Below are 26812 nucleotides of genomic sequence, written 5' to 3' on the forward strand. Positions count from 1 at the left end.
GGTTACCGGGTGGCAGCCTCAGCGGGCCTTGCGGCGCGAGCCGGGACGGCGCTCGCTGGGCCGGTAGACCGGCTCGCCCGCCGCCGTCGCGGTGTCGCGGCGCCTGGCCCCGAAGTCTGCCAGGGCCTGGGCCAGCGCGGCCGCCGACGGTGCCGGGGCCATCACGTCGACCCGCAGGCCGTGCTCCTCGGCGGTCTTGGCGGTGGCCGGGCCGATGCAGGCGATGACGGTCACGTTGTGCGGCTTGCCGGCGATGCCGACCAGGTTCCGCACGGTCGAGGACGAGGTGAACAGCACCGCGTCGAAGCCGCCGCCCTTGATCGCCTCGCGGGTCTCGGCCGGCGGCGGCGAGGCGCGCACCGTCCGGTACGCCGTCACGTCGTCGACCTCCCAGCCGAGCTCGACCAGGCCGGCCACCAGGGTCTCGGTGGCGATGTCGGCGCGCGGCAGCAGCACCCGGTCGATCGGGTCGAACACCGGGTCGTACGGCGGCCAGTCCTCCAGCAGTCCGGCGGCGGACTGCTCGCCGGACGGGACGAGGTCCGGCTTCACGCCGAAGTCCACCAGGGCCTGCGCGGTGGTCTCGCCGACCGCCGCGACCTTGATCCCGGCGAACGCCCGGGCGTCCAGGCCGTACTCCTCGAACTTCTCGCGGACGGCGCGCACCGCGTTCACCGAGGTGAAGGCGATCCACTCGTAGCGGCCGGTGACCAGGCCCTTGATCGCCCGCTCCATCTGCTGCGGGGTGCGCGGCGGCTCGACCGCGATGGTCGGCACCTCCTGCGGCACCGCGCCGTACGAGCGCAGCTGCTCGGAGAGGCCGGTGGCCTGCTCCTTGGTGCGCGGCACCAGCACGTTCCAGCCGAACAGCGGCTTGGTCTCGAACCACGAGTGCGAGGCGCGGTGCGCGACCTGCTCGCCCACCACGGCTATCACGGAGGTCGCCGGGTCCACCGGGGCGGAGACCGGCGAGGGCAGCACCCGGGCCACCTTGAGGTCGGCCGCGATGGTGGCCAGGGTGGCGGTGAAGGTGCGCTGGCGGGTGGTGGTTCCGGAGAGCGTCGCGCTGAGCGCCGACTCCGGCTTGCGGCCGTTGGAGACCAGCGCGTTGGCGGTGGCCGGCAGCTGGCCCAGGGTGGTGCGCACCACCAGGGTGGTCTCCGGCGCGCCCAGGTCCACCGGACTGCCGGCGAGCAGGGCCGCGCCGTCCACGAACCGGACGTCGGTGCCGCCCACGCCGCGCAGCGGGACGCCCGCGTAGGCGGGGACGCCGACCGACTGGGCGACGCCCGGGATCACCTCGAAGTGGATGCCGTGGCCCGCGCAGCCGAGCATCTCCTCGGCGGCGCAGCCGTCCAGGCCAGGGTCGCCGTCGACGGTGCGGACCACGTGCTTGCCCGAGCGGACCGCCTCGGCGACCAGCTCGGCCAGGTCGAACTCGGGGCCCTCGGCGCCCGGGGTGTGCACCTGCACACCGGCCGGACAGTGGCTGCGCACGGCGGCGGCGGTGAGCGGGTCGGCGACCAGGATGTCGGCCGAGGCCAGCACCTCGACGGCGCGCAGGGTCAGCAGGCCCGGGTCCCCGGGGCCCGCGCCCAGGAAGGTGCACCGGCCCGCGGCGGGCGTCCCGCCCGGGAAGGGGCTGTCGGCCGGGAACGGCGTCTCGGTGGCGGCGGTGGGGCTCATCGGGCTCGCTCCCCCATCAGGGCGGCCGCGCCCGCGTCGAGCAGCCGGGCGGCCAGGGCGCGGCCGAGGGCCACCGCCTGCCGCTCGGCGGTCTCGTCGAGGACGATCGGACCGTTGGCGGACATCTTCAGCAGGGTGGCGCCGTCGACCGTGCCGACCACGCCCTCCAGCTGCAGTTCGTACTCGTGGCCCCAGGTGGCCAGCGCGGCGACCGGTGCGGAGCAGCCGGCCTCCAGGGTGGCGAGCAGGGCACGCTCGGCGGCCACCGCGACCCGGGTGGGGGCGTGGTCGAGGGCCGACAGCGCGGCGGCCAGCTCACCGTCGGCGGTGGTGCACTCGATGGCGAGCGCACCCTGGCCGGGGGCCGGGAGCATCAGCTCGGGGTCGAGGTGCTCGGTGATCTCGGCGGCGCGGCCGAGCCGGTTCAGGCCGGCGGTGGCCAGCACCACCGCGTCCAGCTCGCCGGAGGACACGAAGCCGATCCGGGTGTCCACGTTGCCGCGGATCGCGACCGTCTCGATCCGGGCCCCCCGGCTGCGGGCCCACGCGTTGAGCTGGGCCATCCGGCGCGGGGAGCCGGTGCCGATCCGGGCGGCGCGGCCGGTGCCGGCCAGCTTCTCCACCAGCTCGCCCAGGGCGAGGCCCTCGCGCGCCACCAGGGCGTCACGGACGTCCTCGCGTACGGGGACGGCGGCCAGCACCAGGCCCTCGGGCTCGGCGGTGGGCAGGTCCTTCAGCGAGTGCACGGCGAAGTCGATCCGGCCCTCCAGCAGCGCGTCCCGCAGGGCGGAGACGAACACGCCGGTGCCGCCGATCTGCGCCAGCGCCTCCTTGGAGGTGTCGCCGTAGGTGGTGATCTCCACCAGCTCGACGGGGCGCCCGGTGACCCTGGTCACCTCGCGGGCGACCATGCCCGACTGGGCCGTGGCGAGCGCGCTGCGCCGGGTGCCGAGCCGCAGCGCCGCGGTGGCGGCCGGGGCCCGGTCGGTGAGCGGTTGACCATTCATGAGGTGATCGTCCCGGTGGTACTCGTGGGATGGCTGACGGTTCATCTGGCGCCCCCGCCCGAAGGCTGCTGGGTGCCGATCGGGGTGCCCGAGACCGCGTGCACGGCCGCCGGGTCGAGGTCGAACAGCTCGCGCAGCGCGTCCGCGTAGGAGGCGCCGCCCGGCTCGGCGGCAAGCTGCTTCACCCGTACGGTCGGGGCGTGCAGCAGCTTGTCGACGACACGGCGGACGGTCTGGGTGATCTCGGCGCGGGAGCGCTCGTCCAGGGCGGGCAGCCGCGAGTCGAGGCGGCCCAGCTCGGCGGCCACCACGTCGGAGGCCATCGCCCGCAGCGCCACCACGGTCGGGGCGATCCGGGCGGCCCGCTGGGCGGCCGCGAAGGCAGTGACCTCGTCGGCGACGATGCCGGACACGGCGTCGACGTCCCCGGCGCCGGGGGTGGCGGCGTGGGCGTGCGAGAGGCTCTCCAGGTCGACCAGGAGCGCGCCGGGCAGCTCGTGCACGGCGTGGTCGACGTCGCGCGGCATGGCCAGGTCGAGCAGCGCCAGCGGGGTCCCGCCGGCCCGTGCGGCGACCGCGGCGGCCACGTCCTCGGCCCTGATCACCACGCCGGCCGCGCCGGTGCAGGAGATCACCAGGTCGACGTCGGCCAGCGCCTCGGGCACCTTGGCCAGGTCGAGCGTCCGGGCCACGTCGGCGCCGAGGATCTCGACCAGGCGCTCGGCGCGCTCGGGCGTCCGGTTGGCGACCAGCAGATCGGTGACGCCGGAGCGGACCAGCGTGGCGGCGGCCAGCGAGCTCATCGAGCCGGCGCCGACCACCAGGGCGCGCTTGCCCGCGATCTCGCCCGCGCCGACCGCGACCTGCTCCAGGCCGAAGGTCACCAGCGACTGGCCGGCCTTGTCGATGCCGGTCTCGCTGTGCGCCCGCTTGCCGACCCGCAGCGCCTGCTGGAACAGCTCGTTCAGGCCGCGCCCGGCGGTGTGCTCCTCCTGGGCCTTGGCCAGCGCGTCACGCAGCTGGCCGAGGATCTGCCCCTCGCCGACCACCATCGAGTCCAGGCCGCAGGCCACCGAGAAGAGGTGGTGGACGGCACGGTCCTCGTAGTGGACGTAGAGGTGGGAGGTCAGCTCCTCCAGGTCCACCCCGCTGTGGTGGGCGAGCAGCAGCGACAGCTCGGCGACGCCGGCGTGGAACTTGTCCACGTCCGCGTACAGCTCGATCCGGTTGCAGGTGTTCAGCAGCGCGGCCTCGGCGACGGTCGCGGTGGCCGCCGCGTCGTGCAGCAGCCGGGTCGGGACGTCACCGGTCAGGGCGGCGCGCTCCAGCACGCCGACCGGGGCGGTGCGATGGCTCAGTCCTACGACGAGAAGGCTCATGCCCGCCCCCAGCTGCCACGGATCCCGGACCTCGTGCGCTCGGCCCGCCGCGCCGGACGGCCGCTTCGCTCCACGCGTTCCTCCCCGATGGTTCGCCCGCTCACGCCGGCATCACCGCGGAGAGCTCGCCCTCGCCGCCGGCCTTGCCGGGCTTGGTCTTGGCCGGCGCCTCGCCGTCCTTGGCCGGCTCGGCGGCCGGACGGGCCTTGCCGCTGCCGCCGGCGGCGGCGCGGCGCAGCTTGGCCGCGGCCGCGCGGACCGGGCCCGGGGCGCGGTCCAGCACCGACTCGGTGCGGTCCGGCTCCTCGCCCGCCTTGCGCTGCTCGTGGAAGGCCAGGATCTGCAGCTCGATGGAGAGGTCCACCTTGCGCACGTCCACGCCGTCCGGGACGGTGAGCACCGTCGGGGCGAAGTTAAGGATGCTGGTGACGCCGGCCTCGACCAGGCGGTCGCAGACCTGCTGGGCGGCGCCGGGCGGGGTGGTGATGACACCGATGGAGACGTGCTGGTTCTCCACGATGGACTCCAGTTCGTCCATGTGGCGCACCGGCAGGCCGGCCGCACTGCTGCCGACCACGGCCGGGTCGGCGTCCAGCAGGGCCGCCACCCGGAATCCCCGGGAGGCGAAGCCGCCGTAGTTGGCGAGCGCGTGGCCGAGGTTCCCGATGCCCACGATGACCACGGGCCAGTCCTGGGTCAGGCCCAGCTCGCGGGAGATCTGGTAGACGAGGTACTCGACGTCGTAGCCGACGCCGCGGGTCCCGTACGAGCCCAGGTAGGAGAAGTCCTTGCGCAGCTTCGCGGAGTTCACGCCGGCGGCGGCCGCCAGCTCCTCCGAGGAGACGGTCGGCACGGAACGCTCGGAGAGCGCGGTGAGTGCCCGCAGGTAGAGGGGAAGGCGGGCGACGGTCGCCTCCGGGATGCCCCGGGCACGCGAGGGTCGGCGCGCGGCGCCCTGGTCGGGCGTCTGCGAACTGCTCTGTGGTGATCGGCCGATTGCCACGGTGCTCCTGTGGGTGAAGCTGGGCTTTGGCAGCCAGGCTATGCGTTTGTGAACGTGTGCACAAAGATGGTGTCCGTTTTGTCCCCGCACAGTGATGCGCATCACGCCGACGAGTCCATAGCACCGGCCCCCGACGGCACCACGCCCGGGGGCTGTGCGCCGGGTGGCCGCGGCGCGTACAACGACTCCCGGGGGAGCAGCGGGACGGCCGCCCCGGACGCGTGCGAGCGGGCCCGGCCCAGCCTCGGCCACGGCACCCGGGCCGCCTCGCGCAGCGGCGCCGCCCAGTCGTCGGGCGGGCAGGACGGGGCTCCCAGGCAGTGCCGGAGCAGCCCGGCGGTGGCCCGGGCGTCCCCCAGCGCGGTGTGGGCGGGGAACCGGCCGAGCCCGGCCGCCTCCGCACAGGCCGCCAGGCCGAAGCCGCCCGCCTCCGAGAGGTGCGCCCGCGCCAGCCGCATCGTGCAGAGCAGCGGTACGGACGGCAGCACCACCCCGATCCGGGCGAACTCGCGATCGAGGAAGGCGTGGTCACAGGTGACGTGGTGGCCGACCAGCACCCGGCCCGCCAGCAGCTCCAGCAGCCGCGGCGCGATCTCGCGGAACCGGGGGGCGCCCTCGACGTCGGTCTGGGATATCCGGTGCACATGGGTGGGGCCGACCGGGCCGGCCGGATCCAGCAGGGTGCAGAACTCGGCCTCGGGCCGGAGCCGCTCGTCCAGCAGCACGACGGCGACCTCGACCACCCGGTGCCGCCACGGGCTGCGACCGGTCGTCTCCACGTCCACCACCGCGAAGCCCCCGGCCGCCGGCGCGGCGGCGGGCATCCCTGGGGTCGGGCCGGGAAGCATGGCGGCACTCCTCGCGTGCTCAGCCCCCCATGGGCGCAAACGGGTTCGATCGTAAGCCGACGAACGGCGCCGCTCCCAGGGCCGGTCCGGGATTCTTCACAACGATTCGGCGAACCGCCCCGCCGGTCGGCGGGGGCGGTGACGCCGGGGTGCGCGGCCCCGGCCGGTGGCCTCAGGCCCCGAGGGCGGCACGCAGGCGGCGCTCGTCGACCCGCCAGAAGTCGTGCTGGCGGCCGTCGATCAGGGTGACCGGAATCTGCTCCCAGTACGTGCGGTACAGCTCCTCGTCCTGTGTGATGTCCTTCTCCTCGAAGGTCGCGCCCAGCTCGCCGGTCACCCGGACGATCACCTCCCGGGCGTCGTCGCAGAGGTGGCAGCCCGGCTTGCCGACCAGGGTCACGGTGCGGTCGGCCGGCTTCGGGCTCTGGTTCTTGTCACGTCGCAGCAGTGGGCTCACCCGGCCATTGTGCGCCCGCCCCGCGGCCGGCCGTCCCGGCGGCCGGGCAGTGCGCCGTCCCGCCTCGGGGCCGCCGGGCCGCCGTCCGGCCGCCGGCGCCGGGCAGTGCGCTGTTCACCCGGTGGGCACCCCGCCGTCACGGCCCCTCCCCGCCCGGCTGGCTATGCTCGGTGGCATGGCCGTGCTCCGAAGGCTCACCCAGTCAAGGCGTTCCACCACCGAGCGGAGCGCCCTGGCCGGCGAGGCTGCGGCCGAGGCCGCGGAGGCCGCCCTGCGGGCCACGCCGGCCGCCCCGGGTACGCCGACCGACGCTCGCACCCCGGGCGCCGTCGGCGAGCAGGTCGCGACGGCCGCCGCGCCCGACCGGGCCGCGAAGGCCCCCAAGGCGCCCGCCGGGAACCACACCCCCGAGCGGGACGATCCGCGCGCCGCCGCCTTCTTCGACTGCGACAACACCATCCTGCGCGGCGCCGCGATCTTCTACCTCGGGGTCGGCCTCTACCGCCGCGGCTTCCTCACCCGCCGCGACATCGCCCGGTTCGCCTGGCAGCAGGCCTGGTTCCGGTTGCACGGCGCCGAGGACCCGGACCACATGGCCGACGCCCAGCACACCGCGCTCGGCCTGGTCGCCGGCAAGTGCACCGCCGATCTGGAGGCCATCTGCGAGGAGGTCTTCGAGGAGGTCATCGCCGACAAGATCTGGCCCGGCACCCGCGCCCTGGTCCAGATGCACCTGGAGGCCGGCCAGCGGGTCTGGCTCGTCACCGCCGCCCCGCTGGAGGTGGCCCGGATCATCGCCCGGCGGCTCGGCATGACCGGCGCGCTCGGCACCGTCGCCGAGGCCCGGGGCGGCCTGTACACCGGCCGGCTGGTCGGCGAACTGCTGCACGGGCCCGCCAAGGCGGCCGCCGTCGGCTCGCTGGCCCGCCGTGAGCGGCTCGACCTGGGCCGCTGCGCCGCGTACAGCGACTCGGCCAACGACATCCCGATGCTCTCGCTGGTCGGCCACCCGTACGTGGTGAACCCGGACGGCGCGCTGCGCCGGCACGCGCGGGCCCAGGGGTGGCGGGTCCGGGACTTCCGGACCGGGCGGAAGGCGGCCCGGGTGGGCCTCCCGGCCGCCGCCGCGCTCGGCGTGGCCGCCGGGGCGACGGCCGCCGGGATCGCCCTGCACCGCCGCCACCGCACCTGAGGCCACGCCCGGCGCCACACCCGGGCCGGTGACCCCCGAGCGGGTGACCGACCGTCAATCCGTACACCGAACAGGGCGCCCATACGGGCTAACTCCCCTCCTCCGGCGGAGAGTCCGGCGCGCCTGAACGAACTTGTCACCCGGTGACCGGTTCTGATCGTTCGTCAGACGGGGAAAGTCAGGGGTTACCGAGGCCAACCCCGGGGAAACCGGCCGCCTGACCGCCGAATTGGTCACTCGGTGCACCTGTTCGATCACGTTGAGCCGGATGAACGATGACACGTTCGGTCAGTGTCAGCCGAATATGCACGCCATGTGGATCCCAAACGACCACTTCGACCACACGGTGTAGCCGTCATTGCACAAAGCGTTATTCTCTCCTGGATGCACGTCCCCACGCGCCCCGCTCGAACGGGCGGTGCGGGTGTGCTCTCCGCGCAGGCGGAGGTGATCCGTCCACAGTTCTGCCTCTGGGAGTCCCGTGTACCCACCCGTCCGGAACGACGCGCCTGCACCCTCCCGCCCGTCGCCCGCCCCCCTGCGCTCCCGCACCAGCCTGCGCGGCCGCCCGGCCTCGGCCCGCCAGATCTCCACCGGCCTGGAGCTGTTGCGCACCTTGCTCCGCAGCCAACTCGTCACCTCCCCCCAACTGGTCCCCGCCGGGGCCCCGTTCGGCAGCCAGCAGCCACAGCCGGCCGGTCCGGCCCTGCGCACCACCGCGGCCGGCTCCGCCGGAACCGGCTCGCGCGGGCGCACCGGAGCCGCCGGCAGCAGCGGCCGCAGTCGGGCGCGGACGGCCCCGGCCCCCGGCTTCGAGACCGAGCACAACCCGATCATGGAGCTGGTCGAGCGGGCCCAGGCCGGCGAGAGCGACGCCTTCGGCAGTCTCTACGACCACTACGCGGACACCGTCTACCGCTACATCTACTACCGGGTGGGCAGCCGGGCCACCGCCGAGGACCTCACCAGCGAGACCTTCCTGCGCGCGCTGCGCCGGATCGGCACGTTCACCTGGCAGGGCCGCGACTTCGGCGCCTGGCTGGTGACCATCGCCCGCAACCTGGTGGCCGACCACTTCAAGTCCAGCCGGTTCCGGCTGGAGGTCACCACCGGGGAGATGCTCGACTCCAACGAGTGCGAACGCAGTCCGGAGGACTCGGTCCTGGAGTCGCTCTCCAACGCGGCCCTGCTGGACGCGGTGCGGCGGCTCAACCCGCAGCAGCAGGAGTGCGTCACGCTCCGCTTCCTGCAGGGGCTCTCGGTGGCCGAGACGGCCCGGATCATGGGCAAGAACGAGGGCGCCATCAAGACCCTCCAGTACCGCGCGGTGCGGACCCTGGCCCGCCTGCTGCCGCCCGACGCACGGTGAGCGGCCCGGTGCCCGGGGGCGGCGGCGCGGACGGCGCCGGCGAGATATCCGGCGGCCCGTCACCGACGGTGGCGGCCCGACACGTCCGGGTGAACGGTCGATCCGATGATCAGCCGTGCGTAACCGACCGCCCGCACCACTCGTTGGCCAGCGTGCAAGCCTCCACCAGGCGTACGGTCAAGTCGAATTGCGACCTCTCACCCGATGGAGTGGCTTTGGCCCGCCGAGGCAACCGTCCGGCAGGCCGGGGTGTCGACAACGACGAAGGGAGGTGTGGCCCGTGACGGCAAACGTGCTGGAGCACCGGCGGGCGAAGGCCTTCGCCGAGGCGCTGGAGGCCCACCAGGCAGAGGAACGCGGCGCCGCCAGTGACGGGGCGGCCAACGCCGCTTCCACCGGCGCCGGTTCGGCCGCGATGGCGGAGCTGGTCGGCATGGTCGGCGCGCTCGGCGCGCTGCCCGGACCGGCGCTGGACCAGGGGGTCCGAACGGTCCAACGCGCCCAGCTGATGGCCGCGTTCGAGCAGGCCTTCGCCGGCGGACCGGGCGCTGCGGTGCCCCGCCAGCGTGGGCACCGGGCGGTCCGGACCGCCCCGCGCGGCCGCTGGAGCCGCCGCTTCGCGATCGGCGGCCTGGTCGCCGGGCTCGCCGTCGGCAGCCTCGCCGGCGCGGCCGCCGCCAGCGCCAACGCCCTCCCCGGGGACACGCTGTACGGCATGAAGCGCGGCCTGGAAGGGCTCCGGCTGGACCTCGCGGACTCCGACAGCGAGCGCGGCACGCTGCTGCTGGACAACGCCGCCACCAGGCTCGGTGAGGCGAAGAGCCTGGTCGGCCGGACGGACCCGGCCGGCTCGCTCAGCCCGGGCACCGTCGACCAGGTCCGCAAGGCGCTCGACGACATGCATGCCGACGCCCTCAGGGGCCGCGACCTGCTGCGCTCGGTCTACCGCGGCAACGGCTCGCTGGACCCGATGCGCGTCCTGGCCGGTTTCGCCCAGGACGAGGACGGCCACTGGACCGAGCTGCAGAGCAGGCTGCCCGTCCAGCTGACCTCGCAGGCGCACCTGGTGGACCAGCTGTTCGACGACATAAGCGAGGACGTCGCGCCCCTGCGGCTGGCCCAGCCCCCCGCCAAGAGCGGTGGACCGGCCGGCAGCGGGGCGGGCGGCGGCGCGGGCGCCCCGGCCGACGGCACCTCACCGGCCGGCACCCCGGCCGTCGGCGGCAACGCCGCACCGGGCGCCGGGTCGGCCCAGGGCGGCGCGGGCAGCGCGAACGGCGGCAAGGCCGGCAGCACCGAGCGGGCGCCGTCCGCCGGGGCGAGCACGCCCGGTACCGGCGGCAACGGCGGCGCGCCCAACAGCGCACCGAGCAACGCGGCGGACGCGGTCGGCGGGCTGGTCGACAACCTCACCAGCGGGCTGACCGGCCCGAAGCCCTCGCCGAGCGCCGACCTCGCGCCGGACCAGGCGGCCCCGCAGCCGTCGAGCTCGCCGAGCACGGCTCCCGGCACCGCGCCGCAGGGCGTCGAGGTGCCGCCGCTGGTCCCCGGGCTGCTGCCCGGCCTGCGGATCCTCGGCGGCTGAGCCCGCCGGGACGGTGGCACGCGAAGGGCCCGGGCGGATCCGCCCGGGCCCTTCGCCCTGCTCGGCCGAGCTCGGAAGTCGGCCGGGCTCGGAAGAACGACGGGCTCGGAAGTCGGACGGACCGTGCTCAGAAGACCGACGGGCTCAGAAGAACACCGAGCGCCGCTGCACCAGCAGCTTGTAGAGGGTGTGCTGGATGGTCTCCCGCACCTCGTCGGCGAGGTCGAAGACCAGCATCGGATCGTCCGCCGCCTCCACCGGGTGCCCGTCGGTGGCGATCGGCTCGCCGAACTGGATCGTCCACTTGGTCGGCAGCGGCAGCGCCCCGAGCGGCCCGAGCCACGGGAAGGTCGGCGTGACCGGCACGTACGGCAGCCCCAGCAGCCGGGCCAGCGTCCGGAAGTTGCCGATCATCGGGTAGGTCTCCTCCGCCCCGACGATCGAGCACGGGACGATCGGCACCCGGGCCCGCAGGGCCGAGGAGACGAAGCCGCCCCGCCCGAACCGCTGCAGCTTGTAGCGCTCGGAGAAGGGCTTGCCGATGCCCTTGAAGCCCTCCGGCCAGACCCCGACCAGCTCGCCGCGCTCCAGCAGCGCCCGGGCGTCCTCGTTGCAGGCCAGCGTGTGGCCGGCCTTGCGGGCCAGCTCGTTGACGCCGGGCAGGACGAACACCAGGTCGGCGGCGAGCATCCGCAGGTGCCGTCGGCTCGGGTGGTGGTCGTGGATGGCGACCTGGGTCATCAGGGCGTCCAGCGGGATCGTCCCGGAGTGGTTGGCGACGATCAGCGCGCCGCCCTCGGCGGGGATGTTCTCGATCCCGCGCACCTCGACCCGGAAGTACTTCTCGGCGAGCGGACGCAGCACCGCGAGCAGCACCTCGTCGGTGAGCTCGCGGTCGAAGCCGAACTCGTCCACCTCGTAGTCGCCGGTGATCCGGCGGCGCAGGAAGGCGAGGCCCTCGGCGGCCCGGCCCTCCCAGCCCTTGCCGAACAGCCGGGTGGCGGCCGGGCCGAGCCGCCCGGTCAGCGCCCCGCCGACGGCGTCGGCGAGCTGGTCGGCCAGGCCGGCGGGCCGGTCGGGCTCGCTCCAGCTCGGCGCGGACTCGATCGGGATGACCTTGGCCTCGCCCGGCGCGTTCTCGGCAGCGGCACTCATCGCGGGTTCAGCTCCTGGGTCGGCTTGGGTGCGAACGGGCGGCCGGCGCGTACTCCGGCCCGAGGAGCGCGGCCAGCCCGTCGGTGACGGCGGCGAGCCGCGCGGGCGGCAGCAGGCCGGCGGACTGCGCGGCGGCGAAGTCGGCGAAGGCCTCCGGGGTGGTGAACCGCGGCCGGTACCCGAAGGTCTCGCGCAGCCGGGTGGTGTCCACGACCCGGCCGTGGGTCAGCAGACGCAACTGCTCGGGCGAGAAGTCGACCATCCTGGTCTGCCGGGCCAGCGCCGCCATCCAGCTGATCGCGGGCAGCAGCAGCGGCAGGGTCGGCCGGCCGAGCCGGCGGGCGCACTGGGAGAGCAACAGGACACCCTCCCCCGCCACGTTGAAGGTGCCGGTGTTGACGGTGTCCGGCTCCGGGGGCAGCGCCGCCCGGCAGAGCACCGCGAGGACGTCGTCCTCGTGGGCGAACTGCAGCCGGGGGTCGTAGCCGAGGACGGTGGGCAGGACCGGCAGGGCGAAGTACTCGCAGAGCGGGGTGTCCGCGCCCGGGCCGACGATGTTGGCGAACCGCAGGACGGTCACCGCGACGTCGGGGCGGCGCCGGGCGAAGCCGCGGACGTAGCCCTCGACCTCCACCGCGTCCTTGGCGAAGCCGCCGCCCGGCAGGTTCTTGGGCTGGGTCCGCTCGGTGAACACGGCCGGGTCGCGCGGCGCCGAGCCGTACACGCCGGTGGTCGACTTCACCACCAGCCGGCGCACGCCGGGTGCCTTCTGGCAGGCGCCGAGCAGCTGCATGGTGCCGATGACGTTGGACTCCTTGACCGAGGAGCGGTTCGTGGAGCCCAGTCCGGTGGCGCTGACGGCGAGGTGGACGACGGTGTCGACCCCGTGCTCGGCGATCACCCGGGCGACCGCCGGGCGCCGCAGGTCCAGCTGGTGGAAGCGGTAGGGGGCGGCGGCCCCCTCCGGATCCTCGACGGGGCGCCGGGGCGGCTGCACGTCCACGCCGACCACCAGGTCGACGCCGGGCAGGCGGCGGACCTCCGCGACGAACCGGGCCCCGAGGTGGCGGGCCACGCCGGTGACGAGCACGACCATGCCCACAGTGCTGCACCCCATTCCTCGGCCTGGAACGGCCCTGCGTGCACCGTACCGCGCCGCCACATCGGGCCGTGAAACGACACCGCCCGCCCAGGCCACGGGGGCCTGGGCGGGCGGTGGAAGCGCCGGGCGCGCAACCGCGCGGCGGGCTTACTTCTTGTTGCGACGCTGCACGCGGGTCCGCTTCAGAAGCTTGCGGTGCTTCTTCTTGGCCATACGCTTGCGACGCTTCTTGATGACAGAGCCCACGGAACAACCCTCGCTCACTGAGACTCCCGTCCGTGAGAGACGGAGTCCATACGACTGACGGAGGGCCTAAGCCTACCGTCCACGCGGCCAGGGCCGTAATCGTGCTCCCCGGACCGGGAAACTCGCGGGAAATCCGCGGCAAACGAGCGCGGGGTCCACCGGCTGTGGACCCCGCCCCCGTCAGCCCGCCCTACGCGCTTTCGAGCCGCACGTAGGACTCCTTCAGGTACTCGTGCACCGCCTGCTGGGGCACCCGGAAGGACCGACCGACCCGGATGGCCGGCAGTTCTCCGCTGTGCACCAACCGGTACACCGTCATCTTGGACACCCGCATGACCGCAGCCACCTCGGCCACGGTCAGGAAGACGACTTCCTGCAGGGGGCGTTCGCCGGAACTCATGACCATCACCCGACCCTTACCCGTGTGCAAGGCACCGGCTTCCCCTCCGGTGACTCCACCGGCACACGTGTATCCCCAGAGTAGTTATGGGTGGTACCAGTGGGAAGAGGGGGAAGCCCAGTCCTCGTACGGTGAGAGATACTCCTGTTGCAGTACGTAGTCACTCCGCGATCTGTAGCAGTCGACGTGCGCACCGCCGCGCGCCTCCACGGCCGGGCCGGGACTCAGGGCAGCAGGCCGTGGTGCGGCAGGACGGCGCGGCGGGTGGCCAGGATCGCCTGGTCGAGGCGGTCGGCCGGATCGTATCCCGCGCCGAAGTCCCGCCAGACGGGCCGGGCTCCGTCGGTCATCCGCAGCGGGGCCGGGCGGCGGGTGCGCCGGTGGACCTCGGCCCGCCAGGCCTGCGGCGTCTCGGTGGCCGGGTCGACGGGCCGCCCGGCGGCGGTCGCGACCAGGTGGGTCCAGGTCCGCGGGACGACGTCCACGACGGCGTAGCCACCGCCGCCCAGGCCGATCCAGCGGCCGTCGGCGTGCTCGTGGGCCAGGGCGTGCAGCTCCTCGGCGATCAGCCGCTGGGCGTCCACGGTGACGGCGAGGTGGGCGAGCGGGTCCTCCAGATGGGTGTCCGCGCCGTGCTGGGTGACCAGGACCTGCGGGCGGAAGGCGGCCAGCAGTTCGGGCACCAGGGCGTGGAAGGCGCGCAGCCAGCCGGAGTCGCCGGTACCGGCGGGCAGCGGCAGGTTGGCGGCGGAGCCGGGCGCGGCAGGCCCCCCGGTCTCGGTGGCCCAGCCGGTCTGCGGGAAGAGGGTGGCGGGGTGCTCGTGCAGCGAGACGGTGAGCACCCGGGGGTCGTTCCAGAACGCCTGCTGGACGCCGTCACCGTGGTGGACGTCCACGTCGACGTAGGCGACCCGCTCGGCGCCGAGCTCCAGCAGCCGGGCGATGGCGAGCGCGGGGTCGTTGTAGATGCAGAAGCCGGACGCCCGGCCGGGCATCGCGTGGTGCAGCCCGCCGGCGAAGTTGACGGCGTGCGGGGTCTCACCGCGCCAGACGGCCTCGGCGGCGGCGACCGACTGCCCGGCGATCAGCGCGGAGGCGGAGTGCACGGCGGGGAAGGCCCAGTTGTCGTCGGTGCCGAGCCCGTGCCGCCGGTCCACCTCGTCGGGGTGGGCGGCGGCGTGCTTCACCGCCTCGACGTACGCGCGGGTGTGCACCAGGTGGAGAGTGGAGTCGCCGGCGGCCGGCGCGGACCGGACGGTGACGCCCGGCCCGGCGTTCAGCCCGAGGGACTCCACCAGGCGCATGGTGAGCGCCAGCCGGGCCGGGTCCATCGGGTGGCCGGGACCAAAGTCGTAGGCGGTGACCGCCTCGTCCCAGAAGAGGTGCAGGCCGCAGGGGGTGTCACGCTCGGCTTCGGGCATGGCGTCCACGGTAGTGCGTGCGCGCGGCACCACGGCCGCCAGGTCGCACCCCGGGGCGGCCCGGGCGCTACCCCCGGGAGAGCCGGGCGGCCGGGCCGGGCGCGGGGGCGGCCGCGGTGCCGGTACGGCCCACCAGGCGGCAGCCGAGGCAGTCGGGGTGGCCGTCCCGGGCGGCGGTGTCCCGGGTGCGCCAGTGCCGGCGGCCGTCCGGGCGGGGCCCGGTGGCCTTGCCCCAGCCCGCGAGGTGCAGCAGCCAGGCGGCGAGCGCCCCCGACCCGGTGACCGCGAGGCCGCCCCAGAGCGCGACGGCCGAGCCCGCCGCGAAGGCCACCCCGGCAAGGGCGCTGCCGGCGACGGCGAGCGCCGCACCCGTCCAGCCGGCGACGGTGTGGCCCATGTCGTGTGCGTCGTGTGCGCCCATGTCTCCCTCTTTGGTGTGATGGGGCTCAGCTGTGATGGGGTTGGCGAACGGCCGACCGCATGACGGGGGCATCGCATCGATGATTTATCTCGCGAGCTAAGTAACTTAGATACTAAGGAGACTTCCCGTGGAGGGCAAGCCGCGCCCGCAGGCGACGGCCGAACAGGCGCAGTACGCGATGGACCGGATGATCGCGCTCGCCCAGTTCGGACAGCAGGACATCGCCGCACGGCTCGGGCTCAACGTCACCGACCTCACCTGCCTCGGCTTCATCATCGAGGCGGCCATGGCCGGGGAACAGCTCGCCGCCGGCGACCTCGCCGAGCGGGCGCAGCTGACCACCGGCGCGGTGACGGGCGTGCTCAACCGGCTGGAGAAGGCCGGGTACGCCGGTCGCGAGGCCGACCCGTCCGACCGGCGCCGGGTGCGGGTGGTGATGGCGGACTCCGCCCAGGCGCGCATCCTCCAGGTCTACGGCCCGATGTACGAGCGGCTCGGCCACCTGTTCGCCGACTACACCCCGGACGAGATCGCCGTGCTCACGGACTGGTTCACCCGCGCGAAGGCCCTGATGCGGGAGTCGCTGGACGAGATCCGCGAAGCCTGAGCGTCGGGCCCGCGCCGAGTCCGCCGTCAGCCGTCAGCCGTCAGGCCCGGCCGTCGGGCCCGCGCCGGGACGAGCGCCGGGGCCGGGGCGAAGCGGTCGGCCAACGGGAGGACGGCGAGCACCAGGAGCATCGGGGCGAGCAGCGCCCAGCGGTACGAGCTCGCGTCGGCGATCGCGCCCACCAGCGGCGAACCGATCAGGAAGCCCACGTAGTTGAAGAGGTTGAGCCGGGCCACGGCGGCGTCCGAGTCGGCCGGGAGGAGCCGCCCGCCGGCCGCGAAGACCTGCGGGATGATCGCGCAGATCCCGAAGCCCAGCACGGTGAACCCGGTGATCCCGGCCCACGCGGCGGGCGCGGCGGCGGCGATCGCGAAGCCCAGCGCGGCCAGCGCCGCGCCGCCGCGGACCACCGGGACGGCGCCCCAGCGCTGCACCGCGCGGTCGCCCAGCGCGCGGCCGAGCAGCATCGCCACCATGTAGCCGAGGTAGGAGAGCTTGGCGACGTCCTCGGGGCTGCCCAGACCGTCGGTGAGGTACTTGACGCTGTAGTTGGAGACCGAGGCGTCCGCGATGTAGGCGAAGGCCATCGCCAGGCAGAGCGGCAGCAGCGGCCGCCACGGGACGGCCCGGGCCGCGGCCTCGGCGGCCTCCCGGACGGCGTCGCCGAGTTCGGCGGGCCCGGCGGTGGGGGTCCCCCCGGCCGAAGGCTGGGGGAGGGTGCCGGCCAGCACCGCGAGCGGGGCGATCACCGCGGCGGCCGTCCCGAACAGCACCGGCAGACCGAGGTGGTAGTGCGAGCCGAGGCCGGTGACGACCGTGCCGAGGATGCCACCGAGGCTGAAGGCGGCATGGAAGCCGAGCATGATCGAGCGGCCGTAGCGGCGCTGCAGGCCGACCCCGAGCATGTTCATACTGGCGTCCAGCGCCCCGACCAGCAGTCCGAACACGCCCAGTGCGAGGGCGAGTTGCCAGAGCGTGCGGCCGAAGCCCGCGCCGGCCAGGCTGAGGCAGACGGCGGGCTGGACGACCCGCAGCACCGCCCGCGCCCCGGTCCGCCGCACCAGCTGCTCGGAGACGATCGACCCCGCCCCGGCCAGGATCGGCACGGCGGCCAGGAAGACCGGCAGCAGCGCGTCGCTCAACCCGTACTGGTCCTGGAGCTCGGGGATGCAGGTGACCAGCAGCGCGAAGGTGACGCCCTGGAGCAGGAAGCTCGCGGCGAGCGCGGCCCGGCCCGCCCGCAGCCGTGGTGGTGCCCCGGTACCCGGCGCTGTCCCGATCCTCACGCACACCCCGCTACTGGCCGGTACGACGATGTTGGCGAGAGCGTAGGGGGTGGCGCGGCTTTTGGGGAGGGGGTGCGCAGCCTGGAAGCGGCGGCCGGACCGGGGTCCCCTGTCCGGCCGGTCTTGCCGGCACGACGCCGGGCAGGACCTAGCCGAGCAGCGCGAGGGCCTCGGCGAGGTCCCCGATCAGGCCGGTGGCGCCCGCGGCCGTCAGCCTCGCCGGGTCGGTGAGCGCGGTGTAGCCGTACACGTCCATCCCGGCGGCCCGGGCGGCCAGCACACCGTTGACGCTGTCCTCCAGCACCAGGCAGCGGGCCGGGTCGACGCCGAGGGTGCGGGCGGCGTGCAGGAAGAGGTCGGGTGCGGGCTTGCCGATGCCGACGTCCTGCGCGCTGAAGATCCGCTCCTCGGCGAAGCAGCCGCGCAGACCGGTGACGTCGAGGGCGGTGCGGATCCACTCGTGGTGCGCCGAGGAGGCCAGGCAGAACGGCACGGAGCGCTGCCCGAGCTCCTTCAGCAGTGTCTCCGCGCCCCGTACCGCGGTGAGTTCGGCCCCGAACGTGGCGAACACCCGGGCGTGGAACAGCTCGTCGAAGCCCTCCGGCAGCTTCGCGCCGTCGTGCCGCTCGGCGATCACGTCGTGGATCCGGTGGGCCGCGGTGCCCATGAAGTCCCGGTAGGAGTCCTCGATCGTGGTCGGGTAGCCGAGTTCCGTGAGGTACTCGGCGAGCAGCCGGTTGGAGAGCGGCTCGCTGTCCACCAGCACACCGTCGTTGTCGAAGATCACCAGGTCGTAGGCCATGCGGCCGAGCCTACTGGGCGGCCTACTTGCCGCCGGAGGCCAGCTCCCGCGAGCGGTCCCGGGCCGCCTCCAGGGCGCCCAGCAGCGCGGCCCGCACCCCGTGGTTCTCCAGCTCGCGGATGGCCGCGATGGTGGTGCCGGCCGGCGAGGTGACCGCCTCGCGCAGCTTCACCGGGTGCTCGCCGGAGTCCCGCAGCATCACCGAGGCGCCGATCGCCGACTGCACGATCAGGTCGTGCGCCACGTGCCGGGGCAGGCCGAGCAGGATGCCGGCGTCCGTCATCGCCTCGACCAGGAAGTAGAAGTACGCCGGGCCCGAGCCGGAGAGCGCGGTCGCCGCGTCCTGCTGGGCCTCGGGCAGCCGCAGCGCCTTGCCGACCGAACGGAAGATCTCCTCGGCCCGCTCCAGGTGCGCCTCGGTGGCGTGCGAGCCCCCGGAGATCACGCTCATGCCCTCGTCCACCAGGACGGGCGTGTTGGGCATGACCCGGACCACCGGGGTGCCGGCCGCGAGCCGCGCCTCGAACCAGGCGGTGGGGATGCCGGCCGCGGCCGAGATCACCAGCCGGTCCGCGCCGACGTGCGGCGCCAGTTCGTCCAGCAGGGTGCCCATGTCCTGCGGCTTCACCGCGAGGATCAGGGTGTCGGCGAGCTTGGCGGCCTCGTGGTTGCCCACCACGGCGACGCCGTACTTCGCGGCCAGCTCGGCGGCCCGCTCCGGCCGGCGGGCGGTCACCAGGACGTCCGCCGGGTCCTTCCCGGCCCGCAGCAGACCGGAGAGGAGGGCCTCCCCGATCTTGCCCGTCCCGAGGAAGGCGATCTTCTGCCCGTGCGCCGCGCCGCTGCCCATGCCCGCTCCTTGCATCCGTTCCTGCCGCCATCCTCGCACCGCTCCCCCGCCCGCAACGGGACCGTCCACCCTGCGGAAGGGCCCCGGGCGGCAGGTCGCCGGGCACGCCGGACCCCGAGGCGTGTCGTCGGACTTCCGCCCGCGGGGCGACGCCAGGCCCTAGGGAGAAACTCGGGGTTCTCCCCTATGGCTTCGGGCTGTACGCAGGCGCACCGTGGAGGCATGGCACACGGAGAGATGTCCCGACGTGAGAACCGGCAAGCCGCCGTCGCCGCCGCGACGCTGGGCCCGTGGCGGACGGCCGCGGGAGTCGGTGCGGTGGTGGGGGCGACCGCCCTGGGGATCGACGCGATCACCGGCGACTGGTCGCTGAGCATGCTGGCCGGTCCGGCCGGCTGGGCACTGTTCTTCTTCTTCCTGGTCGGCACGGTGGGGGGCCGACTGCGCGGGGACACCGCCGACCGGCGGCTGCGCAGGTGGGCGGACGCGCACCCGTGGAAGTCGGCGCTGCCGGCGGCGGGCGGACTGCTGGTGCTGAACACGCTGGCGCAGACGGTCCTCGGGGACGCCGGCCTGATCGGCGCGTTCTTCCTCTCGCTGCTTCCGGCCGGCCTCCTGCTGGCCGTCGCGGGCGTGGTCGGCTCGGTGAAGCAGGCCCGCGGCAAGGGGTGACGACCCGTCCGGGCGGACAAAAAGGGCCGATCGGAGCACATCCCACACGCTTTCACCACACGGTGCGCCCCCGATCGATGGATCGTCACACCCCGTCGGCATACTGGCGCGATGCCGATAGCCGAAGATCCAGAACCGCGCCCGTCCGAGGACCGGGCCCCGGACGGGGCGGACCCGTCCGGAACGGACGGGAAGGACCCGTTCGCCGACCTCGTCCTGGACGACGAGTTCGTCCGCGGCGCCACCGTGAAGGAGCAGTCCGGCCGCACCCGGATGCTCAGCGCCCGGTGGCAGCACACCCCGCCGGTCGACCCGGGCGGCCGGCGGTCGGTGAACGACGGCCCGAGGAAGGCCGGACGGTTCGGTCGCAGGCCGAAGCCGGTCGACCCGTGGGGCGGCTCCCGCCCGCGCCGCCGGCCCGAGTGGCGCACCCCGCTGTACGTGGTGCTGACCGTGGCGGTGCTGCTCGCGGCGCTGAACGTGGACGGCCTGCGGAGCTGGTACCGGGGCGAGGACCGCTCTCCGGCCTCCGGCTCGGCCGTACCCACCGTCGGTCCCGAGACCGCCCGCCCGACCACCGCCCCGCCGAGGACCGACGAGAAGCAGCCGACCGTCGATCGCCCGTGGGCCGGCTCCCCCGCCGAGGGCTGGCCGACCACGCTGGACGCCTTCGACCTGCCGCAGGCCCCGGGCGCGATCGGGGTGTTCAGCGCCGACCAGGTCGCCGCCCAGGTCAAGCTGGTCAAGGAGTACCTGGCGGCCGCCAACCTGGACCCGAAGGTGATCGCCGGCGGGCGGCCGGACGCGGCGCTCGCGATGCTGGAGCGGGAGACCAGGGACCACCTGGAGGCCACGCTGTCCCACCCCTCGAAGGAGAGCGACCCCCTCGGCTCGTTCAGTCGCTTCGATCCGCGCGAGGCGATCCAGGTCACCGACACGGTCAAGCTGCAGGGCCTGATCAGCGTCGAGGGCGACGGGGAGCGGGGCGTCGTGGTGCACACCGACTTCACCTACGTCTACGCCCTTCGCCCGGGCCCGGAGGCCGCTCAGCGGGCCCTCGCGCAGCACCCGACGGCGAGTGCCCCGCCGACGCCGGCCCCGTCGGCGCCCAAGGACGGGACGGCCAAGCCGGTGGGCCTGGTGGTGCCGGCGGCCGACGTTCCGGGGGACACCTGGACCGCCCGCACCGTGGTGCGCAGGACGGAGGACTTCCGCTTCTACGACCCGGGCAAGTACCAGAACAACCCGAAGAAGATCAACTTCGGCAAGCGCCGGTCGGAGTCCGGCAACTCCGCCTGCAACGTCTACGACGGCTACTTCCACCCGCAGTTCGACCAGTTCGCCCGACCGCGCCCGGAGCAGACCGGGCCGCTCATCGACCCGTACGACCGCTCCAAGAACCTGACGGACTCCGAGGAGTGCGGCACGGTCAGCCGCAGCTGACCGCCCCGCGGGGGCTCAGCGCCCGCGCTTGCCCCGGCCCGGCGTCCTCGCGTCGGGCCGGCCGCTGCGCCCGCTCTGCCGCCGACCGTACCGGGCGGTGGCCCGCTCGTACCGGGCGCGCTTGACGGCCTCACCGGGCGCCTCGACCAGGCCGCGCAGGAAGTAGGCGAACAGCGCGCCGACCCCGCCGATGATCCAGACCACGCCGAGCGACTTGTCCTCGGCCATCCAGCCGGTCAGCTGGTCCCTGCCCTCGCTGAGCAGCTTCCAGTTGCGCAGCCCGGCCAGGCAGGAGCAGATCGCCACGGCGGCGACCAGCAGGCCGTTGACGAAGCCGCCGTTGTCGGAGAGCTGGACGCCCTCGACGGCGAAGCGCAGGACGAACGCCCCGGCCGCGGCCGCGAGCAGGGCGCCGATCGGCACGACGACCCGGCGCAGCCGGTAGTCGGTGCCGCGGCCGACCCAGCTGGTGCCGAACCAGCGGATCGGTTCCGGCTCGGGGGCGCCGGCGGGCTTGGGGGCGGGGGTGGGGTCCTCGGTCACACGGCCGATTATCACCCGACGGCCCCCGAACGCGGAGGAGCCGTCCCACCGGGCGGGACGGCTCCTCGGAGTGCTGCGGGGTGTCAGCCGAGCTTGGAGACGTCGCGGACGGCGCCCTTGTCGGCGGAGGTGGCCATCGCGGCGTAGGCGCGCAGGGCCTGGCTGACCTGGCGCTCGCGGTTCTTCGGGCGGTAGCCGCCCTCGGCCTCCAGCTTCAGCCGGCGCTCGTGCAGCTCCTCGAAGGAGACCTCCAGGGAGATCGTCCGGCCGGGGATGTCGATGGCGATGACGTCGCCGTCCTCGACCAGGGCGATCGTGCCGCCGGAGGCGGCCTCCGGGGAGGCGTGGCCGATCGACAGGCCCGAGGTGCCGCCGGAGAAGCGGCCGTCGGTGATCAGGGCGCAGGCCTTGCCGAGGCCCCGGCCCTTGAGGAACGAGGTCGGGTAGAGCATCTCCTGCATGCCGGGGCCGCCCTTGGGGCCCTCGTAGCGGATGACGACGACGTCGCCCTCCTTGACCCGCTTGGTGAGGATCGCGTCGACCGCGTCCTCCTGGGACTCCAGCACCACGGCGGGTCCGCTGAAGGTCCAGATCGACTCGTCGACGCCGGCCGTCTTCACGATGCAGCCGTCCTCGGCCAGGTTGCCGTAGAGCACCGCCAGCCCGCCCTCGACCGAGTAGGCGTGCTCGACGCTGCGGATGCAGCCGCCGGCGGCGTCGGTGTCCAGGGTGTCCCAGCGCTCGGACTGCGAGAAGGCGGTCGCGGAGCGGACGCAGCCGGGGGCCGCGTGGAACAGCTCGACGGCCTCGGGGGACGGGGAGCCGCCCCGGATGTCCCAGGTCTTCAGCCACTCGGCGAGCGAGTCGGAGTGCACGGTGTGCACGTCCTCGTTCAGCAGCCCGCCGCGGTAGAGCTCACCGAGGATGGCGGGGACGCCACCGGCCCGGTGGACGTCCTCCATGTAGTACTTGCCGTTGGGCGCGACCTTGGAGAGGCACGGGACGCGGCGCGAGATGGCGTCGATGGCCCGCATGTCGAAGTCCACCTCGGCCTCCTGGGCGGCGGCCAGCAGGTGCAGGATCGTGTTGGTGGAGCCGCCCATCGCGATGTCCAGCGCCATCGCGTTCTCGAACGCGGCGCGGGTGGCGATGTTGCGCGGCAGGACCGAGTCGTCGTCCTGGTGGTAGTGCCGCTTGGTGATCTCCACGATGTTCCGGCCGGCGTCCTCGTAGAGGGCCTTGCGGGCGGTGTGGGTGGCGAGCACCGAGCCGTTGGCGGGCAGCGAGAGGCCGATCGCCTCGGTGAGGCAGTTCATCGAGTTGGCGGTGAACATGCCCGAGCAGGACCCGCAGGTCGGACAGGCGTTCTCCTCGATGATCGCGATGTCCTCGTCCGAGACGTTCTCGTTGACGGCGTCGGAGATCGCGTTGACCAGGTCGAGCTTGCGGACGGTGCCGTCCACCAGGACGGCCTGGCCGGCCTCCATCGGGCCGCCGGAGACGAACACGGTGGGGATGTTGAGGCGCAGCGCGGCCATCAGCATGCCGGGGGTGATCTTGTCGCAGTTGGAGATGCAGATCAGCGCGTCCGCGCAGTGCGCGTTGACCATGTACTCGACCGAGTCGGCGATCAGGTCGCGCGAGGGGAGGGAGTAGAGCATGCCCGCGTGGCCCATCGCGATGCCGTCGTCCACCGCGATGGTGTTGAACTCGCGCGGGATGCCGCCGGCCGCCTGGATCGCCTCGGAGACGATCCGGCCGACGGGCTGCAGGTGGGTGTGGCCCGGCACGAACTCGGTGAAGGAGTTGGCCACCGCGATGATCGGCTTGCCGAAGTCCTCGCGGGCTACGCCGGCGGCCCGGAGAAGCGCCCGGGCGCCTGCCATGTTGCGACCGTGGGTGACCGTACGGGACTTCAGCTCGGGCACTGTGCTCCACTCCTTCGGAGGCTGTGGCGGCGCCGCCGGTAGGGAAGGTGCGGCGGACGCTGTGTCTTTCGAGCCTACGCCCGCCGTCCGGCCGGCGGACACCGCGTCCGCCATGCGGTCAGGCCGCGCCGCCCGGGGCGATCGCGACGGTGAGGTCCAGCACGTACGGCTCGATCACCCAGCCGTCCGGGAACTCGGCCAGCAGCGCCTCGCGCTCGACGGCCAGCAGCGGCGCGCGCTCCTCGGGGGTGAGCGAGGCGACGTACGAGCGGGAGGTGAGGTCGGTGATCACGTGGTCGACGGCGACCCGGCGCTCCCAGCGCAGTACGGCGGTGCCGGTCCGCAGGTCGTAGGGAGCGAGGTGGCGGGCGATCTCGTTCACCGCGCCGTAGCCGTGGTAGACCCCGGGCAGCGCGGCCGCGAACCGCTCACCCATCGCGCGCACCCAGCCGACGCTGCTGTCCTTCACGTTCCACCAGGTGGCGAGCGCGCCGCCGGGGCGCAGCACGCGAATCGCCTCGGGGACGGAGAGCTCGGGGCGGGTCCAGTGGAAGGCCTGGGCGTAGGTGACGAAGTCGGCCGAGTGGTCGTGGAAGGGCAGCTCGTCGCCGCTGCCCTTGACCAGGGGCAGACCCGGCGAGGAGGTCAGGAACTGGGCGCCCATGCCGGGGGTGGGCTCGACGGCGACGACGTCCGCGCCGCGGGCGGCCAGCAGCCGGGTGGCGATGCCGGTGCCGGCGCCGACGTCCAGCACCCGGGCGCCCTTGAGGCTGCGGCCGGCCAGCCGCTCCAGCTCGTCGAAGAGCTCGTCGGGGTAGGAGGGACGGGCCAGGTCGTACTCCGCGGCCACCCCGCCGAACGATCCTGCGAGCTCCCGGTAGTCCTTCATCTCTCCCCCTCGGTAAGGCAGTTCATGATCAGCGTACGCGGGCGGGGGTGGCCAGGTGAAGACGGGTGAAGGCGAGCGCCTCGGCGAGATCGGCCTCGCGTTCGGCGGGGGACGCGGAGCGCCGGGTGTTGACCTCCAGCACCACGTGGCCGTCGAAACCGGTCCGGGCGAGGTGCTCCAGCAGTTCGGCGCAGGGCTGCTTGCCCCGGCCGGGGATCAGGTGCTCGTCCTTGCCGGAGCCGCTGCCGTCGGCCAGGTGGATGTGGGCGAGCCGGTCGCCCATCCGCTCGACCATGGCGAGGGCGTCGATCCGGGAGGTGGCGGCGTGCGAGAGGTCGATGGTGAAGTGCCGGTACTCCTCCTCGGTGACGTCCCAGCCGGGCGCGTACGCCAGCATCTCGCGGTCGCGGTAGCGCCAGGGGTACATGTTCTCGACGGCGAAGCGGACGTCGGTCTCGCCCGCCATCCGGTTGATGCCCTCGACGAACTCGCGGGCGTACTGGCGCTGCCAGCGGAACGGCGGGTGGACGACGACGGCGCTGGCGCCGAGCTTCTCGGCCGCCGCACGGGCCCGGACGAGCTTGGTCCACGGGTCGCTGGTCCAGACCCGCTGGGTGATCAGCAGACAGGGCGCGTGCACAGCCAGGATCGGCATCCGATGGGCGTCGGAGAGCCGGCGCAGCGCCTCGATGTCCTGGCTGACCGGGTCGTTCCAGACCATCACCTCCACGCCGTCGTAGCCGAGCCGCTCGGCCAGTTCGAAGGCGATCGCGGTGTTGGCCGGGTAGACCGAGGCGGTCGAGAGGGCGACCTTGGTGTCGGGGATGTGCAGGCCGGGGTGCGGGGGCAGGACGAGGCGGTCAGTGGTGCGCAGCAGCGGGGCCGGGCGGGCGGCGGCCTGTCGGGCGGCCTTGACGGACTTCACCGACTGGACGGCGGCCTTGGCGGCGCCGGCGGCGCGCGCCGTCCGGGTGTCGCGGGGCGCCGCTGCGGCGGGCGCCTTGGTGGGCGTCTTGGCGGGCGTCTTGGCCGCCTTCTTCGCCGCCTTCGTCGCGGGCTTCTTCTCCGCCTTCGTCGCGGCCGCCTTCGCCGTGCCACCGGTGGCCTTCCGGGCCGACCGGGTGGTCTTCGCGGCGGTGGCCGCCTTGGCCGTCTCGGCCGCCTTGACGCTCTTCGCGCCCTTCACGGCCTTGCCGAGCTTGCGGGTGCGGCCGGTCCCGGCGGCCGGCGCCGGCTCGCCTCCGACCGCCACGGGCGGCCGGTCCGTGCGACGCGGGGCGTCCGGCCGCGGCTGCCCGTCCCCGGGAGCGCGGCCCTCCTGCGTCCCGTCCTCGCCCGCTGGTTGCGCCACGGGAGACAGCGTAAGCGGACCGCGCCCGGAACGGGGAGCGGCCCTCCCGGTGCGCCCGGCCGGACCGACCCCGGGCTCGGTCAGGTCGATCGATCGCGCCCGGCCGGACCGCCCCCGGGACGGGCCTCAGGTGGCGAGAGCCGGCCGGCGGCGGTCGACCGTGCCGTCCATGGTGTCCAGGCGGCGCAGGATGATGCCCTCGCGCAGCGCCCACGGACAGACGTCGAGCTCGTCCAGGCCGAAGAGGTCCATCGCGGCGTCGGCGACCAGGGCTCCGGCCAGCAGCTGCTTGGCGCGCCCTTCGGAGACGCCGGGGATCCGGGCCCGTTCGGCGACGGTCATCGTGGAGAGCCGAGGCAGCCAGGCGGAGAGGTTGCTGCGGGTGAGCCGGCGGTCTGCGTACGGGCCGGCGTCGGCGGGGGCGGCGCCGGTCATCCGGGCGAGCTGCTTGAAGGTCTTGGAGGTGGCGACCGCGTGGTCCGGGGTGCCGAGCCGGGCGATCTCGCCGACGACGGTGGCCATCTCGGCCCGGATGTGGCGTCTGAGCTCCCGCAGGCCGTCCGGGTCGGCCACGTCCCCGGGCAGCCAGCGGCCGGTCAGCCGGCCGGCGCCGAGCGGCAGCGAGCAGGCGACGTCGGGCTGTTCGTCCAGGCCGCAGGCGATCTCCAGCGATCCGCCGCCGATGTCCAGGTTGAGCAGCCGGCCGGAGGACCAGCCGAACCAGCGGCGGACGGCGAGGAAGGTGAGCCGCGCCTCGTCCTGCCCCGAGAGCACCCGCAGTTCGACGCCGGTCTCCGCGGCGACCCGGCGCAGCACCTCCTCGCCGTTGGCGGCCTCCCGGACGGCGGAGGTGGCGAACGGCAGGATGTCGAGCACGCCCTTGTCCTCGGCGACCCGCAGCGAGGAGGCGACCATGCCGACCAGCTTCGCCACCCCCGGCTCGCTTATCGCGCCCTGGTCGTCGAGGAGTTCGGCGAGCCGCAGCTCGGCCTTGTGGGAGTAGGCGGGCACCGGGGCGGCCCCGGGGTGGGCGTCCACCACGAGGAAGTGGACCGTGTTGGAACCTACGTCGAGAACACCGAGTCGCATAACTCTCCACGCTACGCGATGCCGCCTCGCGGCAGACCTGGCACGTCGGTATTCGTGCTGGTCCGGCGGGTTGGTCCGGAC

General features: G+C 74.2%; 26 protein-coding genes. 6 read left to right on the top strand and 20 right to left on the bottom strand.

What is annotated here, in order from left to right; translation table 11 throughout:
- Positions 1-18: 18 nt before the first annotated feature.
- From AB0J08_RS28270 to AB0J08_RS28295, 6 genes are all read right to left on the bottom strand, one after another.
- A complete protein-coding gene (locus AB0J08_RS28270; protein ID WP_360640278.1) occupies positions 19-1686 on the bottom strand; it encodes a uroporphyrinogen-III synthase in 1668 nt (555 codons plus the stop codon).
- Positions 1683-2693: a hydroxymethylbilane synthase gene (gene hemC / locus AB0J08_RS28275; protein ID WP_360640281.1), complete on the bottom strand. Its 1011-nt coding sequence runs from the start codon at positions 2691-2693 to the stop codon at positions 1683-1685. The genes AB0J08_RS28270 and hemC overlap by 4 nt, the downstream gene beginning before the upstream one ends.
- A 41-nt stretch (positions 2694-2734) precedes the next feature.
- Complete coding sequence (locus AB0J08_RS28280; RefSeq protein WP_360640284.1) at positions 2735-4072, bottom strand: glutamyl-tRNA reductase; 1338 nt, start codon at positions 4070-4072, stop codon at positions 2735-2737.
- A 100-nt stretch (positions 4073-4172) separates the two neighbouring features.
- Positions 4173-5075 carry a redox-sensing transcriptional repressor Rex gene (locus AB0J08_RS28285; RefSeq protein ID WP_360640287.1) on the bottom strand — a complete coding sequence of 301 codons (903 nt, stop codon included), beginning with the start codon at positions 5073-5075 and terminating at the stop codon, positions 4173-4175.
- A 101-nt stretch (positions 5076-5176) separates the two neighbouring features.
- Positions 5177-5923 (bottom strand): 3'-5' exonuclease, encoded by a 747-nt coding sequence (locus AB0J08_RS28290; RefSeq protein ID WP_360640290.1) that lies wholly within the window; start codon positions 5921-5923, stop codon positions 5177-5179.
- Positions 5924-6095: 172 nt separating this feature from the next.
- Positions 6096-6380, bottom strand: a complete 285-nt coding sequence (locus AB0J08_RS28295) for a glutaredoxin family protein (RefSeq protein ID WP_360640293.1) — start codon at positions 6378-6380, stop codon at positions 6096-6098.
- A 175-nt stretch (positions 6381-6555) separates the two neighbouring features.
- Between AB0J08_RS28295 and AB0J08_RS28300 the strand changes: the two genes are divergently transcribed.
- From AB0J08_RS28300 to AB0J08_RS28310, 3 genes are all read left to right on the top strand, one after another.
- A complete protein-coding gene (locus AB0J08_RS28300) occupies positions 6556-7572 on the top strand; it encodes an HAD-IB family hydrolase (protein ID WP_360640296.1) in 1017 nt (338 codons plus the stop codon).
- A 649-nt stretch (positions 7573-8221) separates the two neighbouring features.
- Complete coding sequence (locus tag AB0J08_RS28305; RefSeq protein ID WP_360640399.1) at positions 8222-8941, top strand: ECF subfamily RNA polymerase sigma factor, BldN family; 720 nt, start codon at positions 8222-8224, stop codon at positions 8939-8941.
- A gap of 280 nt (positions 8942-9221) precedes the next feature.
- The gene (locus tag AB0J08_RS28310; protein ID WP_360640299.1) at positions 9222-10526 is read left to right on the top strand and encodes a DUF5667 domain-containing protein; all 1305 of its coding nucleotides are present in this window, start codon (positions 9222-9224) and stop codon (positions 10524-10526) included.
- 144 nt (positions 10527-10670) lie between these two features.
- Here AB0J08_RS28310 and AB0J08_RS28315 read toward each other — a convergent pair whose 3' ends face one another.
- The 6 genes from AB0J08_RS28315 to AB0J08_RS28340 form a co-directional block, all read right to left on the bottom strand.
- The gene (locus tag AB0J08_RS28315; RefSeq protein ID WP_360640302.1) at positions 10671-11681 is read right to left on the bottom strand and encodes a lysophospholipid acyltransferase family protein; all 1011 of its coding nucleotides are present in this window, start codon (positions 11679-11681) and stop codon (positions 10671-10673) included.
- A gap of 7 nt (positions 11682-11688) precedes the next feature.
- Positions 11689-12783 carry an NAD-dependent epimerase/dehydratase family protein gene (locus tag AB0J08_RS28320; protein WP_360640305.1) on the bottom strand — a complete coding sequence of 365 codons (1095 nt, stop codon included), beginning with the start codon at positions 12781-12783 and terminating at the stop codon, positions 11689-11691.
- A gap of 147 nt (positions 12784-12930) precedes the next feature.
- Complete coding sequence (locus AB0J08_RS28325; RefSeq protein ID WP_003948845.1) at positions 12931-13029, bottom strand: AURKAIP1/COX24 domain-containing protein; 99 nt, start codon at positions 13027-13029, stop codon at positions 12931-12933.
- Positions 13030-13219: 190 nt separating this feature from the next.
- Positions 13220-13429, bottom strand: coding sequence for a helix-turn-helix domain-containing protein (locus tag AB0J08_RS28330; protein ID WP_148644250.1), 210 nt, complete (start codon positions 13427-13429; stop codon positions 13220-13222).
- Positions 13430-13653: 224 nt separating this feature from the next.
- Positions 13654-14850 (bottom strand): acetoin utilization protein AcuC, encoded by a 1197-nt coding sequence (locus AB0J08_RS28335; RefSeq protein WP_360640308.1) that lies wholly within the window; start codon positions 14848-14850, stop codon positions 13654-13656.
- Between the two features lie 67 nt (positions 14851-14917).
- The gene (locus tag AB0J08_RS28340) at positions 14918-15271 is read right to left on the bottom strand and encodes an HGxxPAAW family protein (protein ID WP_360640311.1); all 354 of its coding nucleotides are present in this window, start codon (positions 15269-15271) and stop codon (positions 14918-14920) included.
- A gap of 127 nt (positions 15272-15398) precedes the next feature.
- Between AB0J08_RS28340 and AB0J08_RS28345 the strand changes: the two genes are divergently transcribed.
- On the top strand, positions 15399-15878 hold the full coding sequence (locus tag AB0J08_RS28345) for a MarR family transcriptional regulator (protein WP_360640314.1): 480 nt from the start codon (positions 15399-15401) through the stop codon (positions 15876-15878).
- A 26-nt stretch (positions 15879-15904) separates the two neighbouring features.
- Here the strand turns inward: AB0J08_RS28345 and AB0J08_RS28350 are convergent, their stop codons facing one another.
- The 3 genes from AB0J08_RS28350 to proC all read right to left on the bottom strand — a co-directional run bounded on the left by AB0J08_RS28350 (position 15905) and on the right by proC (position 18816).
- On the bottom strand, positions 15905-17164 hold the full coding sequence (locus AB0J08_RS28350) for an MFS transporter (RefSeq protein ID WP_360640317.1): 1260 nt from the start codon (positions 17162-17164) through the stop codon (positions 15905-15907).
- A gap of 148 nt (positions 17165-17312) precedes the next feature.
- Positions 17313-17966, bottom strand: coding sequence for an HAD family hydrolase (locus AB0J08_RS28355; protein ID WP_360640320.1), 654 nt, complete (start codon positions 17964-17966; stop codon positions 17313-17315).
- Between the two features lie 22 nt (positions 17967-17988).
- Positions 17989-18816: a pyrroline-5-carboxylate reductase gene (gene proC / locus AB0J08_RS28360; RefSeq protein ID WP_360640323.1), complete on the bottom strand. Its 828-nt coding sequence runs from the start codon at positions 18814-18816 to the stop codon at positions 17989-17991.
- A 222-nt stretch (positions 18817-19038) separates the two neighbouring features.
- On the opposite strand from proC, the gene AB0J08_RS28365 reads away from it, so the two are divergent.
- Both AB0J08_RS28365 and AB0J08_RS28370 read left to right on the top strand, forming a co-directional pair.
- On the top strand, positions 19039-19488 hold the full coding sequence (locus AB0J08_RS28365; protein ID WP_360640326.1) for a hypothetical protein: 450 nt from the start codon (positions 19039-19041) through the stop codon (positions 19486-19488).
- A 111-nt stretch (positions 19489-19599) separates the two neighbouring features.
- Positions 19600-20931, top strand: a complete 1332-nt coding sequence (locus AB0J08_RS28370) for a hypothetical protein (RefSeq protein WP_360640329.1) — start codon at positions 19600-19602, stop codon at positions 20929-20931.
- A gap of 15 nt (positions 20932-20946) precedes the next feature.
- On the opposite strand, the gene AB0J08_RS28375 is transcribed toward AB0J08_RS28370, so the two are convergent.
- From AB0J08_RS28375 to AB0J08_RS28395, 5 genes are all read right to left on the bottom strand, one after another.
- Entirely contained in the window at positions 20947-21474 is a 528-nt protein-coding gene (locus AB0J08_RS28375; protein ID WP_360640332.1) for a hypothetical protein, read from the bottom strand.
- An 83-nt stretch (positions 21475-21557) separates the two neighbouring features.
- A complete protein-coding gene (ilvD, locus tag AB0J08_RS28380; protein ID WP_360640335.1) occupies positions 21558-23402 on the bottom strand; it encodes a dihydroxy-acid dehydratase in 1845 nt (614 codons plus the stop codon).
- Between the two features lie 118 nt (positions 23403-23520).
- Positions 23521-24291: a class I SAM-dependent methyltransferase gene (locus AB0J08_RS28385; RefSeq protein WP_360640338.1), complete on the bottom strand. Its 771-nt coding sequence runs from the start codon at positions 24289-24291 to the stop codon at positions 23521-23523.
- Between the two features lie 28 nt (positions 24292-24319).
- Entirely contained in the window at positions 24320-25123 is an 804-nt protein-coding gene (locus AB0J08_RS28390; RefSeq protein WP_360640402.1) for a sugar phosphate isomerase/epimerase, read from the bottom strand.
- Between the two features lie 645 nt (positions 25124-25768).
- Positions 25769-26731 carry a Ppx/GppA phosphatase family protein gene (locus AB0J08_RS28395; RefSeq protein ID WP_360640341.1) on the bottom strand — a complete coding sequence of 321 codons (963 nt, stop codon included), beginning with the start codon at positions 26729-26731 and terminating at the stop codon, positions 25769-25771.
- Between the last annotated feature and the right edge of the window lie 81 nt (positions 26732-26812).

This window comes from Kitasatospora sp. NPDC050463, from assembly GCF_040655255.1.
Taxonomy (GTDB): domain Bacteria; phylum Actinomycetota; class Actinomycetes; order Streptomycetales; family Streptomycetaceae; genus Kitasatospora.